Origin of the sequence: Bacillus cereus group sp. TH152-1LC (assembly GCF_027710505.1) — a bacterium.
GTDB classification, from domain to species: Bacteria; Bacillota; Bacilli; order Bacillales; family Bacillaceae_G; genus Bacillus_A; species Bacillus_A mobilis.
Genome location: NZ_JAQFNK010000001.1, coordinates 20,106 through 39,971, shown reverse-complemented (window position 1 = coordinate 39,971; position 19,866 = coordinate 20,106). Strand labels below are relative to the sequence as shown.

Genomic DNA, 19,866 nt, shown 5'->3' with positions numbered 1-19,866 from the left:
TATTTTGTAGAAATTGAATAGTAGACATTATAGAAAGTGGGGAACACCATGTTTAAATTGTTTTCAAATTATAACGAGCGACAGATTAAAAGATTACGAAAAATCGTAAAAAAAATTAATCAAATCAATTATTCGCAGCTTTCTGATGAAGAAATCCAACAACAAACAAAATCATTTATGGAGCAATTCCAAAATGGAAAAACGTTAAATGATATTTTGCCGGAGGCTTTTGCGCTGGTAAAAGAAGCCTCAAAGAGAGTGCTACTTAAAACGCATTATGATGTTCAATTAATGGGCGGTATCGTGTTACACGAAGGAAAAGTTAGTGAGATGAAGACTGGTGAAGGTAAAACATTAGTGGGAACGTTATCTGCGTATTTAAATGCTTTAGGTGGGAATTCCATTCACATCGTTACTGTAAACGAATATCTAGCAAGACGTGATTATGAAGAATTGTCTCCTTTGTTTTCATATTTAGGAATCACTAGCTCTTACATTCATTCAGAAATGTCGTATGACGAGAAAAAAGAAGCTTATAAAGCATCTATCATTTTTGGTACAAATAATGAATTTGGTTTTGACTACCTACGAGACAACATGGTTAGAAGTTACGAAGACAAAGTTCAAGGTTCATTAGATTTTGCAATTATAGATGAAGTAGATTCAATTTTAATTGATGAATCAAGAACACCACTAGTAATATCTGGACCATCTTCTGAAACATCAGACTTACTTCTAAACACAGATGCATTAGTTAAAATGATGAAAAAAGGTATCCATTTCGAAGTAGACGAAGAAACACAACAAGTTTACTTAACAGAAGAGGGAATTACTAAAACTGAGCAGTTTTTCCACATAGATAATCTATATGCACCTGATAAATCTAGATTAACGCACTTTTTAAATCAGTCATTAAAAGCGAACGTAATCATGAAAAAAGATAAAGATTATATTATTTCCAATGGAGAGGTTCATATTATTGATGAATTCACAGGAAGACTTTCTAAAGGAAGAAGATTTAGTAATAACTTACATCAAGCCATAGAAGTAAAAGAAAAAGTCAAAATGCAAGAAGAAACTACAACTAAGGCAACTATTACATACCAGAATTATTTTAGATTATATAAAAAGATATCAGGTATGACAGGGACTGCCGAAACAGAAAAAGAAGAATTGAAACAAGTTTATAAAATGAACACAATTGTGATTCCAACAAATAGACCAATCATGAGAAAAGACAACGATGATTTAATTTTCCCTACAAAACAAGAAAAAATTGAATCCATTGCAAAAAAAGTTTTAGAATTACATGCAAAAGGGCAACCTGTTTTAGTTGGTACGACAACTATCCAAGAGTCTGAGGAAATGAGCCATGCTTTTAGTAAAGTAAATATTCCACATGTTGTGTTAAATGCAAAAAATCATGAAAAAGAAGCAGACATTATATCGAATGCTGGTCAAAAAGGAGCTGTTACCATTGCTACTAACATGGCAGGGCGTGGTACAGACATAAAACTGGGTGAAGGTGTTCAAGAATTAGGTGGTCTCTTTGTTCTAGGAACAAGTAAAAATGAAAATCGTAGGGTGGACAATCAGTTGAGAGGTCGTTCTGGTAGACAAGGAGACCCAGGTGAATCACAATTTTTTGTTTCTTTAGAAGATGAACTAATGATAAGATTTGGAGCAGACAAAGCAAAAGCAATGATGGAGAGGTTCAATCTTTATGAAGAAGGCGGAATCAGTAGTTCAATTCTTACAAAATTATTTGCGAATGCACAAAAACAATTAGAAGGCTCTAATTACGAAGTCAGAAAACGCTTGTTAAAATATGATGATATTTTAAGTCTTCAAAGAAAATTAGTTTATCAAGAAAGAACCAACCTTTTGCAGAAAAAAGAAGTTAAAGAAACTTTGCTCGATTTAATTGAAAAAAGTAGTAATAATACTATTAATAGCATTATTACAGATGCGAATGTTCCAGAAGAATGGGATTTTAATCACATTCACCAATCTTTACAATCATTACTAAATCAAGAATTTGAAATGCCTGACAGTAATCAAATAGATACAAAAGAAGAATTGGTTGATTTTTATAAAAATATTTCTATGAACCGCTTCAATGAAGTAGAGAATTCAGTTCCATCGGATGTTTTAAATGATATTTCAAGAAATATTATGGTTGGTGCATTGGATAAACTGTGGGAAAGACATCTTGACCAATTAGATGATATTCGCCAAGGGATTCATTTGTATGCATATAGCCAAACCGACCCATTCCGTGAATATCAAATTCGAGCGAAAGAAGCATTTGATAATATGTTAATCCAATTCTCATATGATGTAGCAGCTACATTTTATGGAATTAAAATTACTTTCGAGGAAAATAATTAAATAAAAAGGGCTTCGCGTCATGCGAAGCTCTTAATTTTATTTTCTGTAGTAACAACTGAATGAATCATTTTATTCATTCTATCAAAGTCTTCTTGCATTTCTTCTGGAATACAAACAACTGGACATTTTACAACAAAGAAGTTTTTGTTTTTAGAGATTTTATAAGGACAACTTCTTTTTGAAATAGAGTCCATGAATATGTTAAATCCATTTACTTTGAAAAGTTTTTCGATTTCAATTCTATTTTCTTCATTTACTTTCTGGAAAACACCGATTTTTAAAATCTGCTTTAATTCATCATTATTCATTAGTTTTTCCGGAGAAGCATCACTGTATAATTCAATCTTAAGACCGTCGAATTCAAGAATTTCCACAGTTTGATTTTCCTCTGTGCACATAGAATAATCCATTTTTGATTCTTCCTTTAAAACCATTTGCAAGCACAACAAACTATTTTTATCTAAAGCTAATTTATTGTTATTACCCGCAATGTAAATCAAAGGTTGGTCAATCATAAATCTATTTTCTAAGTAGGATTTCATTTGCACCGATTCTGAATTGAAGATTACTTTTCTCATTTTATTAGCTCCTTTTAATTCTTTTTTCTCATATAATAAACTATATTTTTAAAAAAACATGAAAAAAAGAAAAAAAGTGTTGCCATAAAGACAACACTTGAATAAAGGGGTTTTTTAAAAATACACAAAATTATTTATATACTATTTTTAATTCCATTCATAAGTACAAGGGAGGTACTATTATCATGAATAAAAATTGGAAAAAAGTTTTTGTTTATGTCATGCTAGGTAGCATGTTAGCATCTACAATGCTATCTGCTGTTATAGGGATAATTCAATAAAAACTATTGAATTAATGACATAACTTGTTGTGGATTTTGGTTTGCTTGACTTAACATTGCCATACCTGTTTGAGTTAAGATACGGTTTTTAGTCATTTCACTAACTTCAGCAGCCATGTCAGCATCTTCGATACGACCTTTAGCAGCAGCTAAGTTGTTTTTTGAACTATTGATGTTATCGATATTGAAATTTAAACGATTTAAATTTGCACCGTAATCAGCACGAGCTGTAGAAACAGTTTTGATAGCGTCATCGATTTCTTTCATAGCAGCACTAGCATTTGCAGCACTTGTTATGTCAGTAGCAACTGTTAGTGTAGCAGCTTTAGCGTCTATTGTGCTAATATCCATTGTATCGCCTTTCACATCAGAAAGCTGAATAGATACTTTTCCAGCAGCATTCAATAGATTTACACCGTTGAAAGTAGTGTTGTTAGCAATATGGTCAATTTCCTCTTTAAGTTGACCATATTCTTTATCTAAAGCTGCACTATCGTCAGTATTGTTAGTTCCGTTAGAACCTTGAACAGCTAAATCTCTCATACGTTGTAAAATGTTTGTGATAGAACCTAAAGCACCTTCAGCTGTTTGCGCAGCAGAAATACCGTCGTTAGAGTTACGAATACCCACGTCCATACCGCGGATTTTAGAATCCATTCGTGTTGCGATTGCTAAACCAGCAGCATCATCAGCAGCGCTGTTGATTCTTTTACCAGAGCTTAAACGCTCCATTCCTTTTTCAAGACCTTGAGAGCTTTTTCTCAAAAGGTTTTGCGTATTAAGTGAAACTGTATTAGTATTAATTCTCATTATAAATTCACCTCCATAGAAAATGGATAACCCTTTCTAAAGCAATGTAAGTCAATAGGACTGAAAGGGTAAGGATATTTAATCATCCATGCAAAGTCGTCACTAGAGACCCGGTTCAAGATTCTCATCGCAGAATCTTGAACCTTTTCTTAATTCGCAGACTTTAATACATGCCTTATATGGTTTTGTCAATTAAAAAATTCATTTTTTTTATAAAAAATGAATTTTTCTCCGATATATATAGCTGAAATCATTGATTTAACAGGGGTTAAATAGGGATTAATAAAATAAAAAAAAGTGCAAGATTTGCACTTTTGAAGAATTGAAAAATAAATTAAAGCATTAAAATAAAAAAATTATTGCAATTTTTATTTTAAGTTGATATATTGGGAATATCAAGTTTCCGTTCTTACTGCAAAACGCAATTAGAACATTAGCTACAATTAGGGAAACTTAATCTCCTTTTTTGTTTTCCCCACCGTGAAACGGATTAGTGGGTGGGGTTTTTTAGAACTTCAGTTCAGTTCATGACTCTCGAATTTTCGAGGGTTTATTTTTTTGTCCATTTATTTTTCGGGACTCTCTTTTTCTATCACTTTAATTAAATCCCAAATTGTTAACAAAAATGCACTAATTTGTATGAAGAAAAATACAAATAACGTGATTGAATGAATCAATAGGAATTTATTATCCATTATCAAAAGAGGATAATAAACTTTATAAGAACAAAAGTGTATCCATAACCCTATAAACAATAAGGTTTGGGTTATTAACGCCAGATAATTTCTTCCGATAATCCCCAAAGAAAACATTAATATACCTAATATTACTAAACTTTCTCTTTCAGCAAGAAAATTCATAAATAAACTTTGAACTCTATGGTTGTTAACAAAAAAATAGCAAATTTCAACGATTGGTGATGTAATCATATAAAACCCCTCCTCATTTAAAAGGAATCGTTCCTCACATTAAAAGATAAAGTTAATAAGAGCTGAAATTTTGTTTTTTCTCTGTAAAACACCTAACCTATCAAGTTAATTATTCAATCGGGAAGGTGTTGATGATATGTGTTTTTGTATGAAACTAAAAATTTTTATTTCATTTAACCATTCTTCTATTTCTTTATGATTGTCTTGTATATTTATCTTTTGTAACTCTTCATGAAACGTCAATATGCTATTTGACATGGTGATATGAATAAAGTTTGGACTCTGAATGAAATAATTGTACTCATTACATTCAATTACATTATCTATAATAATTTTTTTAGCATATATATTACTTTCGCTATTAAATAATATTTCCATTTCTAAAGAATTATTTAATAATAATTTAACATCACAAAAATTCAGTGTTTCGATTATATTTATAATCTGTTTATTGGTGCTAAATATATAACCATTCTTTTTATAATACAGCAATTGTTTTTTGTAGAAATTGTTAATTAGTTCTAATATCGATATTCTTTCTTGTTCTTTCAATGATGCTCGCTTCATTAAAATGCCTCCTTTTAATTTGGTAATTAATTAAATTCTGTTTTTCTCCTTTTTATTTTTTTTCTGTGTACAATAAGAAAAAAGGGCAGGAGGAGATAGTTGTGAAAGGGAATTGTTTTTTAGTTTTGGGTCCGTCTGGTGCGGGAAAAACGGTCATTGTAAATTGTGTAACTACTAATAGAGCTGTTACAACAACAACAAGAGAACCGCGTTTTTCTGAAAGAGAGGGCGTAGATTATTATTTCGTAAATAAAGAAGAATTTGAGAATATGATTAAAAATGACAAATTAGCAGAGTGGGCTGAATATGGAAAGGAAGGGAAAAAGAATTACTATGGATTGACTAAGGATGAGTTCAATAAACGCCTTTCTTTAGGAGATTTGTTTATTGTTTGTACTGTTGAAGGAGTCATACATTACAAACAAGTGTATCCGGAAGCAATTACATTATTTGTTCATTCTTCTTTTGAAGATATACAAAAACAATTGCACGACAGAGGGGGAAATCAACAAGATATTAATCATAGAATTAGTTTATACAATGAGGAAATGAAATCTCTTGAATTAGCTGATTTTGTAATACAGAACAAATACAATCGTTTAGAAGAATCCATTGCAGCATTAAGAAGTATTATTAAAATTAACAAAAAAGAAGTTCAAAATTAGACGAACTTCCTTTTTTGGCATTCAAAAAAGTTTTCTGGATTTGTTAATTATTTTTCTGAATTTAAATGTATAATTTTTTTGAATTCAGAAAAAGGCATGCAAGGAGAATCAAATAATGAATGCGACGCTTATACGTCACGAAAGACAAACCGTTTTAAGAGGACACGAAGAAATCAAAACATATGACTTTAATCAAGTAAATAAAGTCGCTCAGGCAGCCTCCGAGGAAATTGAAGAATTTTTATGGGGATTACCAGGAACAATGAAAGTAGTGAATGTTGAAAAAGACCGTATGTATCAAGGAGTAGATATTGATTTACTTTGGTACGTTCGTTCTAAAAAAGACGGTAAGATTGTAAAGAAAGCGATAGAAATTAAGGGAGACCGTTATTATCACACCGGGAATTATTTTTTTGAAACGGTTAGTAATACGAACAAAAACACACCAGGTTGTTTTTTGATTACGGAATCTGATTATATATTTTATTATTTTGTGGACCAGAAAGAACTACATATTATTCCAACTGTAGAGACTAGACAGTGGTTTCTAGAAAATCAGACTCGATTTTCTGAATCTAAAACATCTACTTCTTCTGCAAATGGACTTTTATATGCTTCTCTAGGAAGAAAGGTTCCAATAAGAGTAGCAAGAGCAAATTGCAACATACCAATTATCGATATTAAGCCTTATATTTAATTAGATATATACATAACTTAGTCGAATCCTAAATCTTATACATAAATAGAAAAAGACAGCAATTATTTAAATAATTGCTGTCTTTTTTATTAAATCGTAATTTTATTTTTGGTGGCGTTGTTTATTTTATTTTTTCTCTTAAAACGTGCGCCTAAAACATCACCTAATAATCCTGTGTAATAACTGATTCCTAGGTATACAATAATTGTAACAACCCCACCAATCATAACAACTAAGAATGAGTGGATATAAATAGATAGGTTATTTGGAAGTAATTGCATAGATATATATTTCGTTCCGCATAATGTGATTGCAGTAAGTAATGTAAGACCAACAACATATCCTGATTGCTTCAATAATTTGGATATTTCAAACTGTGTATGTTTTCTAATTGCGTAAAAATTCATTCCTATAGAAACAGCGAAACCAATCATAGATGAATATGCTGTTCCTGAACCACTGAATAGTTTTATGAATGACGCTGACAAAGCGAATTTGATTAAACATCCGATTATTAAACTTACAACTGCAAACTGTTGTTTGTTAATGCCTTGTAAAATAGCAGCCGTTACAAGGAAGAAGGAAATGAATATTGATATCCATGCATATGCAGCTGTTACTTCACCGCCATAACTTGCATTTGCTGTCCCTAATAAAATCCCGAAACATTCTTTCGCAAATATTAGGAAGAAAATAGAACAAGGTAAAGTCACAAAGAAAATAATTTGAAATGTTTTTGAAATTTGAGAGTTAAGCTCTTCTTTGTGATTTCCAATAAATGACTTAGTGATAGCTGGTACAAGCGTTAATGCAAATGCATTAGCAAATATAATAGGTATTACGGCGATTTTTTGCACCAATGAAACAATAGAGTTTACGTATTCAGCTTGAGCTAACGTCATCCCTTGTTCTTGTAAAACAGGATTGATTGAGAAAATATCAATGTTTTGATGAATTGGAATAGCTAAGCTTACAATTACAAACGGTATGGAAGACAGCACTAATTCCTTGTACATAGAAGAAAGTGATGGTTTTTCAATTACATCCGCTTTATTAGGTTGTACAATTTCTTTTTTATATTTGAACCAATAATATAGAAGAACTAATGAACTTACGATTGCACCGACAAACGCAGCGAAAGTTGACCAACCTACAGCGCTTCTCATTTCTCCACTTCCATAATACATAACAAAAAATGAAGCAATAAGAATCATAATTATTCTAACTAATTGTTCTACGACCTGTGAAATTGCAGTTGGATTCATTTTTTGGAATCCTTGGAAAAATCCTCTTCCTAATGCCATAGGTGGCACGATAATAAGTGCGAAACTAACCATTCTGATAACAAAAGCTACATCTTCTAATGAATTTCCTGTTGTTTGATTTTTTCCAACATACATTTCTGCAATTTGAGGTGCAGATAGATATAATAAAGATGCAAAAAGTACACCAGTTGCGGAAAGTATTATGAGTCCAGATTTAAATAACTTTCTTCCGGTTTCATAATCTCCTAGTTCATTGTACTTAGAAACAAATTTAGAAACTGCTGCTGGGAGCCCCATTGTCGAGAGACTCAACATAATGGCGTAAGGTTTATATGCGTATTCAAACAAAATATAACCTTCTGTACCTACTAATTTAGTAAAGGGTATTACATAAATAAAACCCAAAATTTTGGACAACAACATTGTAAATGTTAGCATCGCTGTCCCTTTCAAAAAAGATGACTTTGACATACCTTAATTACCTTCCTTTAACAAAAAAGCCTTAAAAGACTTTTTGCATACTAATAATGTAATTACTTTTTGGTTATTACAAAAAATGTGAACGTATTTTTTACATTTGTACCATCGAATACATCTTACAATATTTCTTATTACTTTTTATCGAGATTACCAAAAAAATAAGGCGAATTAATTTTCGCCTTATTTGATTGTCTCGATTTCCGTAATGACATTTTGTCCATTTCCATTAGTAATATATGTGAATTTAATTTTTGCTTCATATGGAATATCGTTAATTGTATCGTATAGCTTCTTATTAAATAATAAAGTATTAACTTCATTATTATAATCAACCTCAATAGAATTACTATCTGCTATTCCATAAAAAACACCTGTTGTTGTATTTTTTACAACCTCTTTTTGTGGTTGTTTATCCTTGTCTGTATCAGTAGATTTATCATTTGTTTTTTCATGAGTTGAAGGTTGAACATTTTTTGATGGTGTTTCTTTTTCTTTATCCGTTTTTATTTCTTTACCTGTTTCTTTTTCTTTATCTGTTTTTGTTTCTGTTGTTACTTCTGGTTCTTTTGGTTTGTTTTCCGTTGTTTCTTCATTAATAACCGGCTTTTTGTTTTCAGTTTCAACCGTTTCTTTCTCAGTTACTTTTTTCGGTGTATCCTCTTTTGGTTCATTAGATGAAAATGAACATCCTACTAGCGAAGCAGATAGTCCAAGTCCAATAATAATTAATGCTTTTTTCATTGCTTTTACCTCCCGTGTAAAAAAAGCGATGCATTTTATATTTCCATCTAAGGCACAAAAACCTTTGAATAATAAATAAAAAATGGATTTTAATTTTTATAATTACATGTTCAAGGTTTCTATTGATAATTTTTAGGTATTCTGTATTTAATTTCAATTATGTAGTAATTTATGGGATAAAATCCATTTGAATTCATAAACTTTTTAGTATTCTGAATTTATAAACTTTAATTTTTGAAAAAAAAATAAAAAAATTTTAAGGAAAGTCATGCGAAATTGGAAATGAATGCGTTTACAAAGTGTATACATTTTCGCGGAAACCTTGAAAACACTGGGTTTTAGAGGGTATCGTAAGAGTTTTTATTTTTTTGGGGGTCGTATTGACGAAAATTATAAAAAAATATATTATTCAATATGTAAATGATTTTTATAACATATTTCTTCATTAAATAATTTTTAACATAAACACTATACATAACAAACATACATATATACATAATCGACATAAGGACGAACATGAAAGGACAGATAGCGTAAATGATACAGCCAATATACATAGAATCAATTTTAAAACAAAATCAATTTAATGTCCAATATCTAGACGGAGTAGATACTGGAGCTATTAGCATACACAGCTTTTCAGTTCAAGCTGAAGGGACAGATACGGAAGTTGTAACTGTTAAGTATGCAAAAGTCTGCGGTAATAAATTGTTTATAAATACAGATAACGGTGTAAATGTTCTTGGCGAATCGCTAACTAGAAAATTAGAAGAAACAATTCAGTTGGCTGTAGCAATGACGCCTGAAAACCGCCTACCGAATTTACTGAATCCGATTTTTTTTGCTTCTGATAATTTTCATGATTTAATGGAATACGAGGTTGACGAGGAAACGTTAGAAGAAGATTTTAGTTTGGCTGTTAAACCGATTTATGAAAAATCTCGAAAAGAAGATTTTTCATTCTATGCGCTATCTCTTCCAATTAATAAATATTCTGAATATATCAGGGCTTTGTTTGAAAAGCTTAGTTCAGTCCATTCAATTTTACATAAAAATAACAAAATGTTCGTGAAATTTCATAGCTTCCATGAACAAGCTTCACAAGAATTTAAACTTATTCATGATGTTAGAAATGCACTTTGTTCTATTGGAGTTGTAACAGAAGTTGCAGACATAATGGAATTTTAAAGGTGTTACGAATCAACAAAAAATACATAATCTAAAAAAGGACTACCGTGTAGAGGTAGTCCTTTTAATTAACTTAATTTATTATTAATGATTTTTGTTAATAGTTCTGTAAATGTATAGGAGTTTGAAAACAGAACAGGGAACATACTTTTTTCTGTCATTCCAGGAGAAGTGTTGATTTCATTAAAATAGATGACATTTGTGTTTTCTTCTATAAAGAAATCTACTCTAGCGTAACCCTCGCAGCCAATAGATGCATATACTTTTTTAGCAAAATCTCTTACTTCTTCTTGGGCTTTAGCATCAATACGAGCAGGTATATGCATAACGCTTGAGTCTTTTAAATATTTATTTTCATAATCATAGAAGTCTGATAAAAATTCGATTTCACCAACCATAGAAGCTTCTGGTTTTGTTTTTCCGATAACACCAACTTCTATTTCTTTTCCAACAATAGCCTTTTCAATTAATACTAAATCATCAATTAAAAATGCTTCTTTTAAAGCGTTTTGCAATTCTTCGTTCGAATAAACTTTTGAAACGCCCACGCTGGAACCAGCTCTTGAAGGTTTAATGAAAACTGGATAATCAAAAGGCAATTCTACTTTAGTATTGCTTTGATAAGAATCTTTTCTAATAATTTCGTAAGGAACTATTTCTACTCCGCCGATATGATTAGCTACAATCTTTGCTAATACTTTGTTCATTCCTACAGCGGAAGCTTCTACATTCGAGCCTATGTATGGGATACCTATCATTTCTAAAAAGCCTTGTAATTTTCCATCTTCTCCTGTCTCTCCATGAATTAACGGGAAGAATATATCTATATTACTTTTCCAAGGAAAAAGAGGGGAGGGATTGATTTCTGAATCTACCCATAAATCTCCTAACGAACTGATTGGTTCTCTTAAAGTTACATATTTAACCCATTTTCCTTCAGATGTAATTAGAAATGGAACTACTGAGAATTCCTTGTAATCAATTTGTTGCAACAATGTTAGCACAGAACGAAGAGAAACCTCGTGTTCATGACTTTGACCACCAAATATAACTCCAACTTTTTTAACCATTTTTATTCCCTCACTATTCACGAATATCGATTTCTTTAATAATTTCTAATTTGCTTAGTTCATCACATATACTAGTAACATAACGGTCTCTACTTATAAAACCTCTTATTTTAATTACTTTTATTTGTTCTGAATTATCTTTTTTATCCAGTATATCAACGTGTCTAATCTTAATTTGATTCGCCTTGATAATCTGCATTATCTCTTTTGTTTCTCTATCTCTGTTAATTGTTAATTTGATTGTAATTACCTTGTCATCCAATTGAATTCTTGTAATTTTTTTCACCAACCAAGGTATAACTTCAATACCAAACAAGAAGAAAAACGTGGCAACAATTGCTTCAGAAATAAAATTGGCACCTATGGCAATCCCAAGGGCTCCAACGCCCCAAATGACAGCTGCTGTCGTTAAACCAGAAACTGCATCATTTCCTCTTCGGAAAATAACTCCAGCACCTAAAAATCCGATACCAGATACAATTTGCGCAGGTAATCTTAGAGGGTCTTGTACAATTTTTGCACCAGGGACCGAATAGACACCTATAGATTTTATGGATATTATAGTCAGTAATGAACTTGCTACCGCTATTACAATTAATGTTTTTACACCTGTCGGCTTTCTCCTAAGCTCACGTTCCATTCCTATAATAAGTCCAATAAATGCAGCTAACCCTAGTTTTATACAAGCATGTATATCTACTTGTTTTAAAACGTCCATTAAATAATCCATTATAGATTCCTCCTTCTTTAAAAAATGATTTTGTAATTTTACATATATTAAAAACATCCTCGAATTTATCAGGTTTTCTGAATTTAAATCAGAAATTATGGATAAAAGAGAGGGGTACTAACAATGAACCCAAAACTAATAAAATATTTTGATACCTCTTACAACAAATACACAACAGAATATCTTATTAATAAAGATAAAGAAAACGTGTATTTATGTTCCAAACTTTCTTATAAAGTAGCTTGTGATTTAGGGATAGAAAATGAATTATACAAGGTAGATACAAGGTATCTTCCGATAGATTGGTGTAACTACCAAGAATTATATAATAACAGTTATTTCAATCATATTCCGCAAATTATCGAAAAAAATTATGAAAAAATATTGGAAATCGCTAGAGATAATTTCGAACTCTCTGTTAGAATCATAGAGTTTTTAGAAGAATTTTATGAATATGCCTGTAAAAAAGATTTTATTCGAATATGTCGAGTTGCAATAATTGTAAATCATAAATATATACCAGACAAAATTATGCAAAGTTTATTTAATATAGTCTTTGATTTTTATCATGAATTGTTAGAAGAAAATAAACTATCGTTGCTAATAGACAGTTATACTAGTCATTTTTTTATTAAATTTGAAGAAAAAGCTAACTAATAAGTTAGCTTTTTAATATGTCTTCATTTCTTTAAAATCAGTAGGAGATACGTAAACATAATCATAATTAATATCATCAGAAAACAGTTGTATAAATGCCCCTGAAGAAGTTTGTATAGTATCCTTTTTAGCTACGATTCTTAATTTAGTATTTTTACCAATAGATTCTTTTTTTCCATTTTTGATAGAATACAAAGGCACATCCTTTTCTACATATCCTAATAAATATTTATTGCGTTCTTTATTTCCTAATAATGCGTCCATTCTAGTCATATGTCCAGCTATTTTTTGTCCCCAATATGGGTCAGAAGCGTATTTTACATTCATTCCTATGCTTTTATTTCCTAATATTTCTCCATTATATGCCCAAGAAGTAGTGGTTAAGTATCTATCAGATATATATTTTGCACAATAGTATATTCCTTCTTCTAATGTTGAGAATGAAGCTGCACTTCCATATGCATCACTATCGTATGCTTTGAATCCAAATAAATTTTTCTTATCTATCGCAATTTTGCTTGTTCCCCACGCACTTTCATGGATTGCATTTGCAAGTAGATACATTGGATTTATTTTATATTTATTTGCTGCACTTACAAATACTTGACCATACCCAATAAGTGGACTTTTAGGTGAGTTTGCTTTTATATATGAATCTAATTGAGCACCCGTATAACTGGTAGGTGTTCTTAATGGAAGGTAGTTAAAGTATTGAATAACATCTTCTCCGGCAATTTTATTTCCTTCAATAGAACGATAAGGAATATTTTCTTCCATAAATTCAGGAGCCTTTCCGAATTGATATGAATAAGGAGACCCATTATTATATATTTTATGATATAAAACACCGTTTTGATTTATGTAATAGGATGTGTTTTGATTTGCAGTTATAGGAACGATGCTTACATCATTCGCGTTCACATATAACTCTACATTTCCTATTTTCACATAAACTTTGTCACCTACTGTTCGAGTAATCTTTAATTCTGAATCTGCCATTAAATAAGTAAATGCTTCTTTTTCACCATCTTTATATACTAGGGTATACGCTTTTGTTCTTGCTACTCCGAAATTCGTATCTATAATTTCATTATCTTTTCCTAAATACGCCATTTCTTTTTTATTTTTAAAGTTGTTATATGCATCAGTATAATTGTTAAAAGTAACTTTATCCCCATTATTATTTTTCACGAAATACTGTGATTGTAATTGTGGGTTGGTTGGATATTTTTCAATTTTATCTATAAGTCTAATAAGAATAGATGTAGATTCACCTTTAGTTATCAAATTTGTTCCTCTAAAACTATTATCCTCATAACCGGCAACTAAATTGTAATTCCTAGCCGCTTGTATAACTTGGGGATATCTTAATTTATTGGCATCTTTAAAAGGTTCTTTTTTTTCTATAGGTATTTTTACATTTGTTTTTTCTGCGTATCTATAAATCATTAAAGTCAATTCTTCTCTTGTAATCGGTTGGTTTGGTTTGAATTCCTTGGCATTGTATCCGACTATAATTCCAGCTTTATTAGCTTTTGAAATTTCTGTGTAATAGGGATGATTTTTTGGAACATCCGTAAATTGTGTAGATGATAATTCTTTTAAATTTAATGCGTTGCTCAGCATAGCAGCAAATTCCGCTCTAGTAATGTTAGTATTTGGATAAAAATTATTTTTATTATCCAAAGATATAATCTTTCTATTCAATGCTTGGTTAATATCGTTTTTAAATTGGTTGTTTTCATAATCTTGAGCGAAAACTACCAGTTGATTATTGCATAATATTGTAGCTCCTAAAACTATCATGCTGGTAATTTTTTTATTCATAACAATCTCCTCTCTAATCTTCAAATTCAGGGAATGGTTTTGATTTTTTACTTCCTCTACTTCTAATTTTCCAAATTGTATAAGCATTTGTAATAATAACTTTTGTAACTGCGTATATAGGAACAGCTAACATTAAACCTAAGAACCCTGCTAATTTACTTGCAAACAATAATAATAAAATAATGGTTAAAGGGTGCATTCTTAATCTACTTCCGATAACATGAGGGGAAACAAAGTTTCCTTCGATTTGTTGTACGACTAATACAACTAAGCAAACCAGTAGTCCCATCTTTGTAGAATGCATAAGACCCACTACTAAAGCAAAACTCAAACCTATGTAAGGACCTGCAAACGGAATTAAATTTGTAACCATTGCAATCAAAGCTAACAATAATGAAAAATCGAGACCAATAATCAAATAACCTATATACACAAGCAAGCCAACTATCATACTTACAATAATTTGTCCTTGTATATATGTGCTAAGTGCATGATTCATTTCAGAAAGAATTCTTCTTGCATCTATTTCACTTTTAGAAGATAGTCCTTTCGTTAATAAATTTGGAATCTTGTGTCCATCCTTCAACAAATAAAAAAGTATAAATGGAACAATGATGAGTAAGAGTGCAAGTCCTGTCATGGTAGAAACAATATTAAATAAGTTACTACTTATATAAGCAAGTATTTTATCTGTTCCAGAAATGAATAAATCCGCAATGTTATCAGTGCTAATTTTATCTTTTAAGTGTAATCCAGAAAATAATTCACTACTTGCTATTTTTCTCACAGAATCTTGTAAACTAGCAGATAGTGCTGGAACATTTTCCATAAAATGCTTTAATTGTTTAGTAATTATTGGACCTATAAACACAAAGAATCCAACAATGATTAAGGAGAACGAGCAATAAATCGTTAGTATTGATAGTACCTTACTCAAGCCTTTTCTTTGCAAAAAATTAAATATCGGCAACAACAGGTAGTATAAGACCCCTGCAATTATAAAAGGCAAAGATAATGTTTTGAACAACACTATTAATGGCGCAAATATAAAGCTTATTTGTTTTAACATGAAAATAATAGCGCAAATAAGTAAAATGCCGAATCCAATACGAAAGAAAGGATTTTTCATAAACCTATCACCTCTTTTCGAAGAGGACTAATAACATCGTTATTTTAAAAAATCAACTTTTTTTACAAGAAATGGGTGGGAGTTATGTCTAAGTTTTATAAAAAACTTACTAAATTCACAAATACATATAAGAAGGAAATAAATAAATCTTCATTTACAGATGAGGAAAAATTAGTCTTTTTAACAATAGGGTTATCAACGATAAATTCATTGATTTATTTTGCAGGTGGCTTACAAGAGACTGGTTCTGATTATGCGGGATTTAAAACAAAAGCATGGGCAAAACAGTTAAATGATATAAAAGAAGAAAATTTGCACGCGGTATTAAAACATGTAACTTATGAGTATTTGGATACAACATTAGAAACAAATACTACTTCCTTAAACAAAGAAAAGCTAAAAAATTGGAAAGAAACATTTGTGAGGTTTATTGGTGAAAGTCCAGAAGAACATCTAGTCGATAGAGTGTTCCCACATCTATTTTTACAGGATGTAATTAGAAATGAAATGCCTGTCATGACTTTTGTAACAATTATCGATAATATGTTTTTCCGATTGGATACTCAATTAGAAAGGGCATTAAATGAATTAAAGGAAGAAACAGTACAATAATTTTAAAATTATCACGAACCAATTAAATAAGTACACTACAGTTTATTGTAAAATCCAGAAAATTACTTTTTGGCACTCTTTCTATTATAGGATAATAAAAAAGGAGAAATTTTCATGAAAAGTTTCGATATAATGAGCGATATACATTTAGATTTTTGGGTTCCAATGGACCACAATATTATTAAACTTGAGAAAAAGACGAAAATATTTGCTGAATCATTGATTCCATATAACCCATCTAGAATATTAATCATTCCAGGAGACTTAGGGCATTATAATCTCCAAAACTATTGGTTTATTCAATATCTATCTTCTATGTATGATTACGTATTTTTGGTCTTTGGAAACCATGATTACTATTTAGAAAATGGCAATCAAAAGAAGAAATATAAACGTAATTCCAATAACAGAATCACAGAAATGAAAAACATGACACGGAACCTAGAAAATGTTTTTCACTTAGAGGGAACAAGTGTAGAAATTGATGGTATGCATTATGGTGGAACTGGTATGTGGTATGACTTTCAATATGGTCAACAAGCACAAGGTCTCAATAAAGATGAGGTAAGATGCATTTGGGCTAATAATTCAAGTGATTACAAAAAAATTAATGGATTTCTTACCTTAGATAAATTTGAAGAGGAAAAAGCACGACTTGAAGAAGTTATTGGAAGATTAGACGTAGTAATTACCCACATGGGTCCAACTTGGGACTTATCTCCATACAAAGAAGATGAAAGTAAACATAATAGTTATTATTTTTTTGATGGAAAAGAGTTTCTCAATGATAAAAAAGAAAGAATTTGGTGTTTTGGTCATGCACACATGGAATTAGATAAGAGGGTAGGGAGTACGCGGTTTATATCCCGTGCTTTAGGATATCCAGATGAGGGCGAACATAAAAAATTTAAACAAGTATATTTTTAAAAGTGGAAAGCCCCCTGCCTCCAGAGTGAAGCGATAGGAGGGGGGGCTTCCAATATTATTTGTTTCTAAAATTCATAATCATCTCTGAACAATGCAACAAATCTTTCTTCTCTTGCGTGTTTATCTGCTAGTTCGAGTAAATCGTCTTGCAAAGATACTAAACTATCCGATAAAAATATGTAATCATTATTAAAACTCTTGTAGAAAAAAACTTTCCATCCGTTATTTGTTTTTTGGATTTTGAAAATGAAATTTTGAGCAAATAAATTAAGCACGTCAAACCTAGAATAATAGGCTTTTTCATCATATTTCTTAACTACAAATAATATCTTTTCCTTTAGTGAAGAAATTTCGTCGATAATTTCTTGTTGTAACTTATTGAAAAGTTGAATATCTTCATGATTCGTTATTTTTATCAATTCTTTTTTATCAGATAAATAGGTTATTGTTTGTTCTTCCATGTTTAGTAGCATAGAGGAATTATAAAAAATATTATTTGTAAAATCAAAATCAGAAGATAGATTTTCAATAGATAATAATAGGTTTAACATTTCATTCGTTCTTTTATTAGAAGAAAAATATTCACATTTTTTTTCTTGATTGACAAAAACTATTATCCAATCTTTATTGTATCTATTTGCGTATTTTTTGATAATATCTAATACTGTAACTCTTATAGTCTTATCTTCAGCTTCAACTATAACTAAAAAATCCTGTACTCGTATATGTTCATTTCTAGCAGGACTAAGAAAATATTTACTCATTAACCGCTCGCCCTGAGGGAAGCGAGCAGCTAAGATTTGGTAAAGTTCTTCAGGAAATGTGTCGTATTTATTCCACATAATTATTACCCGTTAATAATTGTATTTAATTTCTTATTAAATTTATCATTTATAAATTTCATTTTTTCAAGATGGTCAACAATAATGGTTTGAGATACTTGTTCGTTGTTTAATAACAATTCACTTTCTTTGATAATGGCTTCTCCAGTAACGTTATAAATGTCACCAACAACATTTTGCCCAAATTGTTTCACAAACGAATCAATTTTAGGGTCATATGATACACCGATAAACGGCGTTGTTTGACTAGCTGCTAAAATTAAAGAGTGTAGACGCATTCCTACAACTAATCGAGACTTAGCTAAAATGTAACTTCCTTGTTCTAAGTTAATTGGTTTTTCTATGAACATTGCATTATCAAACTTCTCCAGAATATCTTTTGTGATTTTTGTATCCTGAGAAGGGTGAAACGCAAACGAAATTACCGGAATTTCTTTTTCCTTTAAATATTGTAGATATTTAAAGAAAGCATTAACGACATTCTGATTTGCTTCTGTAGGTCTAATAGAAACATACACAGGTCGTTTGTCTAAAAAGCGAATTTCTTCTTCAGTAAATCCTTCAGGTACTTTATCTACTTCATTTTTTGGATAGAACAATACAGGGTCATGGATAATATCTATATGTTTTTTTAATTTTAATGTATTTTTTAAAAAGTTATGTGATTCTTCATCGCGAACAGACATCATATCAGTTGATTTTAAGATGAATTTCGTAAGGAACTTACTATCTTTTCCGACTATCGGTCCAACGCCTTGTCCATAAAAGTACACAGGTTTTTTAGCAATTTTTTTAGCCATATACATAATAATTAGATAGTACATAAGACTTTTCTTACTTGTTTTGTCTTGCAGCAGACTTCCGCCACCGCTTATTAAACCATTAGATTTCTTTAAAACCTCTAATACTTGTCCGAAATCAGCCCTGTTTACTGATTCAACGTCGTATGTTTTAGTCGTTTTTTCCGGGTTAGCTGATAAAACAATAGGCTCCATATTATTTTCCTTTAAGAAATTAACCAAATAATTTAAAATGGCTTCATCTCCCAAGTTATCGAATCCGTAATAACCAGATAGCACAATTTTCTTTCTTTCTGTATTCATGTTTTATTCTCCCCTTTCATAATCAATGATTACTTTTGAGGAATTATTAAAAATCCTATTAAAAATCCTATTAAAAATCCTGAATTCAGCAGAAACTAACTGCACATCCCTTTGTTGAGTTTATTATTGTGGAGGCGCACTTATAAAAGGTATTTTACAAAGAAATAAGAAAAAAGGTAATTTTAACCCATTAAAGTAGAATATGATAATATTGTTAAAAAAGGGGAAATGAATGATGTTGAAACTTTATGTATTTGGATTACTAGTTGGAGGAATTGCCTTAATAATAAACGGAAATGATTTAGCTGCATCTGCTGGTATAGCAATGATTATGTGTAGTATGTATACAGTAATTCGATTGAAAAATATTTAAAAAA

At 30.5% G+C, this 19,866-nt stretch carries 21 protein-coding genes; 9 read left to right on the top strand and 12 right to left on the bottom strand.

Going from position 1 to position 19,866, the window contains the following annotated elements; translation table 11 throughout:
• Positions 1–48 precede the first annotated feature (48 nt).
• Positions 49–2,391 (top strand): preprotein translocase subunit SecA, encoded by a 2,343-nt coding sequence (gene secA / locus PDL00_RS00195; RefSeq protein ID WP_270725222.1) that lies wholly within the window; start codon positions 49–51, stop codon positions 2,389–2,391.
• Between the two features lie 17 nt (positions 2,392–2,408).
• On the opposite strand, the gene PDL00_RS00190 is transcribed toward secA, so the two are convergent.
• Positions 2,409–2,969: a hypothetical protein gene (locus PDL00_RS00190; RefSeq protein ID WP_270725220.1), complete on the bottom strand. Its 561-nt coding sequence runs from the start codon at positions 2,967–2,969 to the stop codon at positions 2,409–2,411.
• Positions 2,970–3,154: 185 nt separating this feature from the next.
• Here PDL00_RS00190 and prli42 point away from each other — a divergent pair, with 185 nt between their 5' ends.
• Complete coding sequence (gene prli42 / locus PDL00_RS00185; protein WP_270725217.1) at positions 3,155–3,250, top strand: stressosome-associated protein Prli42; 96 nt, start codon at positions 3,155–3,157, stop codon at positions 3,248–3,250.
• A gap of 3 nt (positions 3,251–3,253) precedes the next feature.
• Here the strand turns inward: prli42 and PDL00_RS00180 are convergent, their stop codons facing one another.
• The 3 genes from PDL00_RS00180 to PDL00_RS00170 all read right to left on the bottom strand — a co-directional run bounded on the left by PDL00_RS00180 (position 3,254) and on the right by PDL00_RS00170 (position 5,556).
• Complete coding sequence (locus PDL00_RS00180) at positions 3,254–4,060, bottom strand: flagellin N-terminal helical domain-containing protein (RefSeq protein ID WP_270725215.1); 807 nt, start codon at positions 4,058–4,060, stop codon at positions 3,254–3,256.
• Between the two features lie 566 nt (positions 4,061–4,626).
• Positions 4,627–4,989, bottom strand: a complete 363-nt coding sequence (locus PDL00_RS00175) for a hypothetical protein (RefSeq protein WP_270725213.1) — start codon at positions 4,987–4,989, stop codon at positions 4,627–4,629.
• Positions 4,990–5,094: 105 nt separating this feature from the next.
• The gene (locus tag PDL00_RS00170) at positions 5,095–5,556 is read right to left on the bottom strand and encodes a hypothetical protein (protein WP_270725211.1); all 462 of its coding nucleotides are present in this window, start codon (positions 5,554–5,556) and stop codon (positions 5,095–5,097) included.
• Between the two features lie 101 nt (positions 5,557–5,657).
• Here PDL00_RS00170 and PDL00_RS00165 point away from each other — a divergent pair, with 101 nt between their 5' ends.
• Both PDL00_RS00165 and PDL00_RS00160 read left to right on the top strand, forming a co-directional pair.
• A complete protein-coding gene (locus tag PDL00_RS00165) occupies positions 5,658–6,221 on the top strand; it encodes a guanylate kinase (protein WP_270725209.1) in 564 nt (187 codons plus the stop codon).
• 115 nt (positions 6,222–6,336) lie between these two features.
• A complete protein-coding gene (locus PDL00_RS00160) occupies positions 6,337–6,918 on the top strand; it encodes a hypothetical protein (protein WP_270725207.1) in 582 nt (193 codons plus the stop codon).
• Positions 6,919–7,007: 89 nt separating this feature from the next.
• On the opposite strand, the gene PDL00_RS00155 is transcribed toward PDL00_RS00160, so the two are convergent.
• Together PDL00_RS00155 and PDL00_RS00150 are read right to left on the bottom strand one after the other, a co-directional pair.
• Positions 7,008–8,654 (bottom strand): putative polysaccharide biosynthesis protein, encoded by a 1,647-nt coding sequence (locus tag PDL00_RS00155; RefSeq protein ID WP_270725205.1) that lies wholly within the window; start codon positions 8,652–8,654, stop codon positions 7,008–7,010.
• A gap of 189 nt (positions 8,655–8,843) precedes the next feature.
• The gene (locus tag PDL00_RS00150) at positions 8,844–9,404 is read right to left on the bottom strand and encodes a hypothetical protein (protein WP_270725203.1); all 561 of its coding nucleotides are present in this window, start codon (positions 9,402–9,404) and stop codon (positions 8,844–8,846) included.
• A 537-nt stretch (positions 9,405–9,941) separates the two neighbouring features.
• Here PDL00_RS00150 and PDL00_RS00145 point away from each other — a divergent pair.
• The gene (locus PDL00_RS00145; RefSeq protein WP_270725201.1) at positions 9,942–10,592 is read left to right on the top strand and encodes a hypothetical protein; all 651 of its coding nucleotides are present in this window, start codon (positions 9,942–9,944) and stop codon (positions 10,590–10,592) included.
• Between the two features lie 68 nt (positions 10,593–10,660).
• Here the strand turns inward: PDL00_RS00145 and PDL00_RS00140 are convergent, their stop codons facing one another.
• Together PDL00_RS00140 and PDL00_RS00135 are read right to left on the bottom strand one after the other, a co-directional pair.
• Positions 10,661–11,662: a D-alanine--D-alanine ligase family protein gene (locus PDL00_RS00140; RefSeq protein WP_270725199.1), complete on the bottom strand. Its 1,002-nt coding sequence runs from the start codon at positions 11,660–11,662 to the stop codon at positions 10,661–10,663.
• Positions 11,663–11,675: 13 nt separating this feature from the next.
• Positions 11,676–12,380, bottom strand: a complete 705-nt coding sequence (locus tag PDL00_RS00135) for an MgtC/SapB family protein (RefSeq protein WP_270725197.1) — start codon at positions 12,378–12,380, stop codon at positions 11,676–11,678.
• A 135-nt stretch (positions 12,381–12,515) separates the two neighbouring features.
• Between PDL00_RS00135 and PDL00_RS00130 the strand changes: the two genes are divergently transcribed.
• Complete coding sequence (locus PDL00_RS00130) at positions 12,516–13,049, top strand: hypothetical protein (RefSeq protein WP_270725195.1); 534 nt, start codon at positions 12,516–12,518, stop codon at positions 13,047–13,049.
• A gap of 12 nt (positions 13,050–13,061) precedes the next feature.
• Here PDL00_RS00130 and PDL00_RS00125 read toward each other — a convergent pair whose 3' ends face one another.
• Together PDL00_RS00125 and PDL00_RS00120 are read right to left on the bottom strand one after the other, a co-directional pair.
• Positions 13,062–14,876, bottom strand: coding sequence for an S-layer homology domain-containing protein (locus PDL00_RS00125; protein WP_270725193.1), 1,815 nt, complete (start codon positions 14,874–14,876; stop codon positions 13,062–13,064).
• A gap of 13 nt (positions 14,877–14,889) precedes the next feature.
• Complete coding sequence (locus tag PDL00_RS00120; protein ID WP_270727793.1) at positions 14,890–15,945, bottom strand: AI-2E family transporter; 1,056 nt, start codon at positions 15,943–15,945, stop codon at positions 14,890–14,892.
• 144 nt (positions 15,946–16,089) lie between these two features.
• On the opposite strand from PDL00_RS00120, the gene PDL00_RS00115 reads away from it, so the two are divergent.
• Positions 16,090–16,617 (top strand): hypothetical protein, encoded by a 528-nt coding sequence (locus PDL00_RS00115; protein ID WP_270725191.1) that lies wholly within the window; start codon positions 16,090–16,092, stop codon positions 16,615–16,617.
• Positions 16,618–16,731: 114 nt separating this feature from the next.
• Entirely contained in the window at positions 16,732–17,544 is an 813-nt protein-coding gene (locus tag PDL00_RS00110; protein ID WP_270725189.1) for a metallophosphoesterase, read from the top strand.
• A gap of 65 nt (positions 17,545–17,609) precedes the next feature.
• Here the strand turns inward: PDL00_RS00110 and PDL00_RS00105 are convergent, their stop codons facing one another.
• Entirely contained in the window at positions 17,610–18,386 is a 777-nt protein-coding gene (locus tag PDL00_RS00105) for a hypothetical protein (protein WP_270725187.1), read from the bottom strand.
• A 5-nt stretch (positions 18,387–18,391) separates the two neighbouring features.
• Positions 18,392–19,489, bottom strand: coding sequence for a polysaccharide pyruvyl transferase CsaB (gene csaB / locus PDL00_RS00100; protein WP_270725184.1), 1,098 nt, complete (start codon positions 19,487–19,489; stop codon positions 18,392–18,394).
• A gap of 235 nt (positions 19,490–19,724) precedes the next feature.
• Between csaB and PDL00_RS00095 the strand changes: the two genes are divergently transcribed.
• Entirely contained in the window at positions 19,725–19,862 is a 138-nt protein-coding gene (locus tag PDL00_RS00095) for a hypothetical protein (protein ID WP_270725182.1), read from the top strand.
• Positions 19,863–19,866 lie beyond the last annotated feature (4 nt).

Coding starts and splice junctions, on each gene's coding strand:
- secA (WP_270725222.1), top strand. CDS start 49: ATGTTTAAATTGTTTTCAAATTATAACGAGCGACAGATTAAAAGATTA.
- PDL00_RS00190 (WP_270725220.1), bottom strand. CDS start 2,969: ATGAGAAAAGTAATCTTCAATTCAGAATCGGTGCAAATGAAATCCTAC.
- prli42 (WP_270725217.1), top strand. CDS start 3,155: ATGAATAAAAATTGGAAAAAAGTTTTTGTTTATGTCATGCTAGGTAGC.
- PDL00_RS00180 (WP_270725215.1), bottom strand. CDS start 4,060: ATGAGAATTAATACTAATACAGTTTCACTTAATACGCAAAACCTTTTG.
- PDL00_RS00175 (WP_270725213.1), bottom strand. CDS start 4,989: ATGATTACATCACCAATCGTTGAAATTTGCTATTTTTTTGTTAACAAC.
- PDL00_RS00170 (WP_270725211.1), bottom strand. CDS start 5,556: ATGAAGCGAGCATCATTGAAAGAACAAGAAAGAATATCGATATTAGAA.
- PDL00_RS00160 (WP_270725207.1), top strand. CDS start 6,337: ATGAATGCGACGCTTATACGTCACGAAAGACAAACCGTTTTAAGAGGA.
- PDL00_RS00155 (WP_270725205.1), bottom strand. CDS start 8,654: ATGTCAAAGTCATCTTTTTTGAAAGGGACAGCGATGCTAACATTTACA.
- PDL00_RS00150 (WP_270725203.1), bottom strand. CDS start 9,404: ATGAAAAAAGCATTAATTATTATTGGACTTGGACTATCTGCTTCGCTA.
- PDL00_RS00145 (WP_270725201.1), top strand. CDS start 9,942: ATGATACAGCCAATATACATAGAATCAATTTTAAAACAAAATCAATTT.
- PDL00_RS00140 (WP_270725199.1), bottom strand. CDS start 11,662: ATGGTTAAAAAAGTTGGAGTTATATTTGGTGGTCAAAGTCATGAACAC.
- PDL00_RS00135 (WP_270725197.1), bottom strand. CDS start 12,380: ATGGACGTTTTAAAACAAGTAGATATACATGCTTGTATAAAACTAGGG.
- PDL00_RS00130 (WP_270725195.1), top strand. CDS start 12,516: ATGAACCCAAAACTAATAAAATATTTTGATACCTCTTACAACAAATAC.
- PDL00_RS00125 (WP_270725193.1), bottom strand. CDS start 14,876: ATGAATAAAAAAATTACCAGCATGATAGTTTTAGGAGCTACAATATTA.
- PDL00_RS00120 (WP_270727793.1), bottom strand. CDS start 15,945: ATGTTAAAACAAATAAGCTTTATATTTGCGCCATTAATAGTGTTGTTC.
- PDL00_RS00115 (WP_270725191.1), top strand. CDS start 16,090: ATGTCTAAGTTTTATAAAAAACTTACTAAATTCACAAATACATATAAG.
- PDL00_RS00110 (WP_270725189.1), top strand. CDS start 16,732: ATGAAAAGTTTCGATATAATGAGCGATATACATTTAGATTTTTGGGTT.
- PDL00_RS00105 (WP_270725187.1), bottom strand. CDS start 18,386: ATGTGGAATAAATACGACACATTTCCTGAAGAACTTTACCAAATCTTA.
- csaB (WP_270725184.1), bottom strand. CDS start 19,489: ATGAATACAGAAAGAAAGAAAATTGTGCTATCTGGTTATTACGGATTC.
- PDL00_RS00095 (WP_270725182.1), top strand. CDS start 19,725: ATGTTGAAACTTTATGTATTTGGATTACTAGTTGGAGGAATTGCCTTA.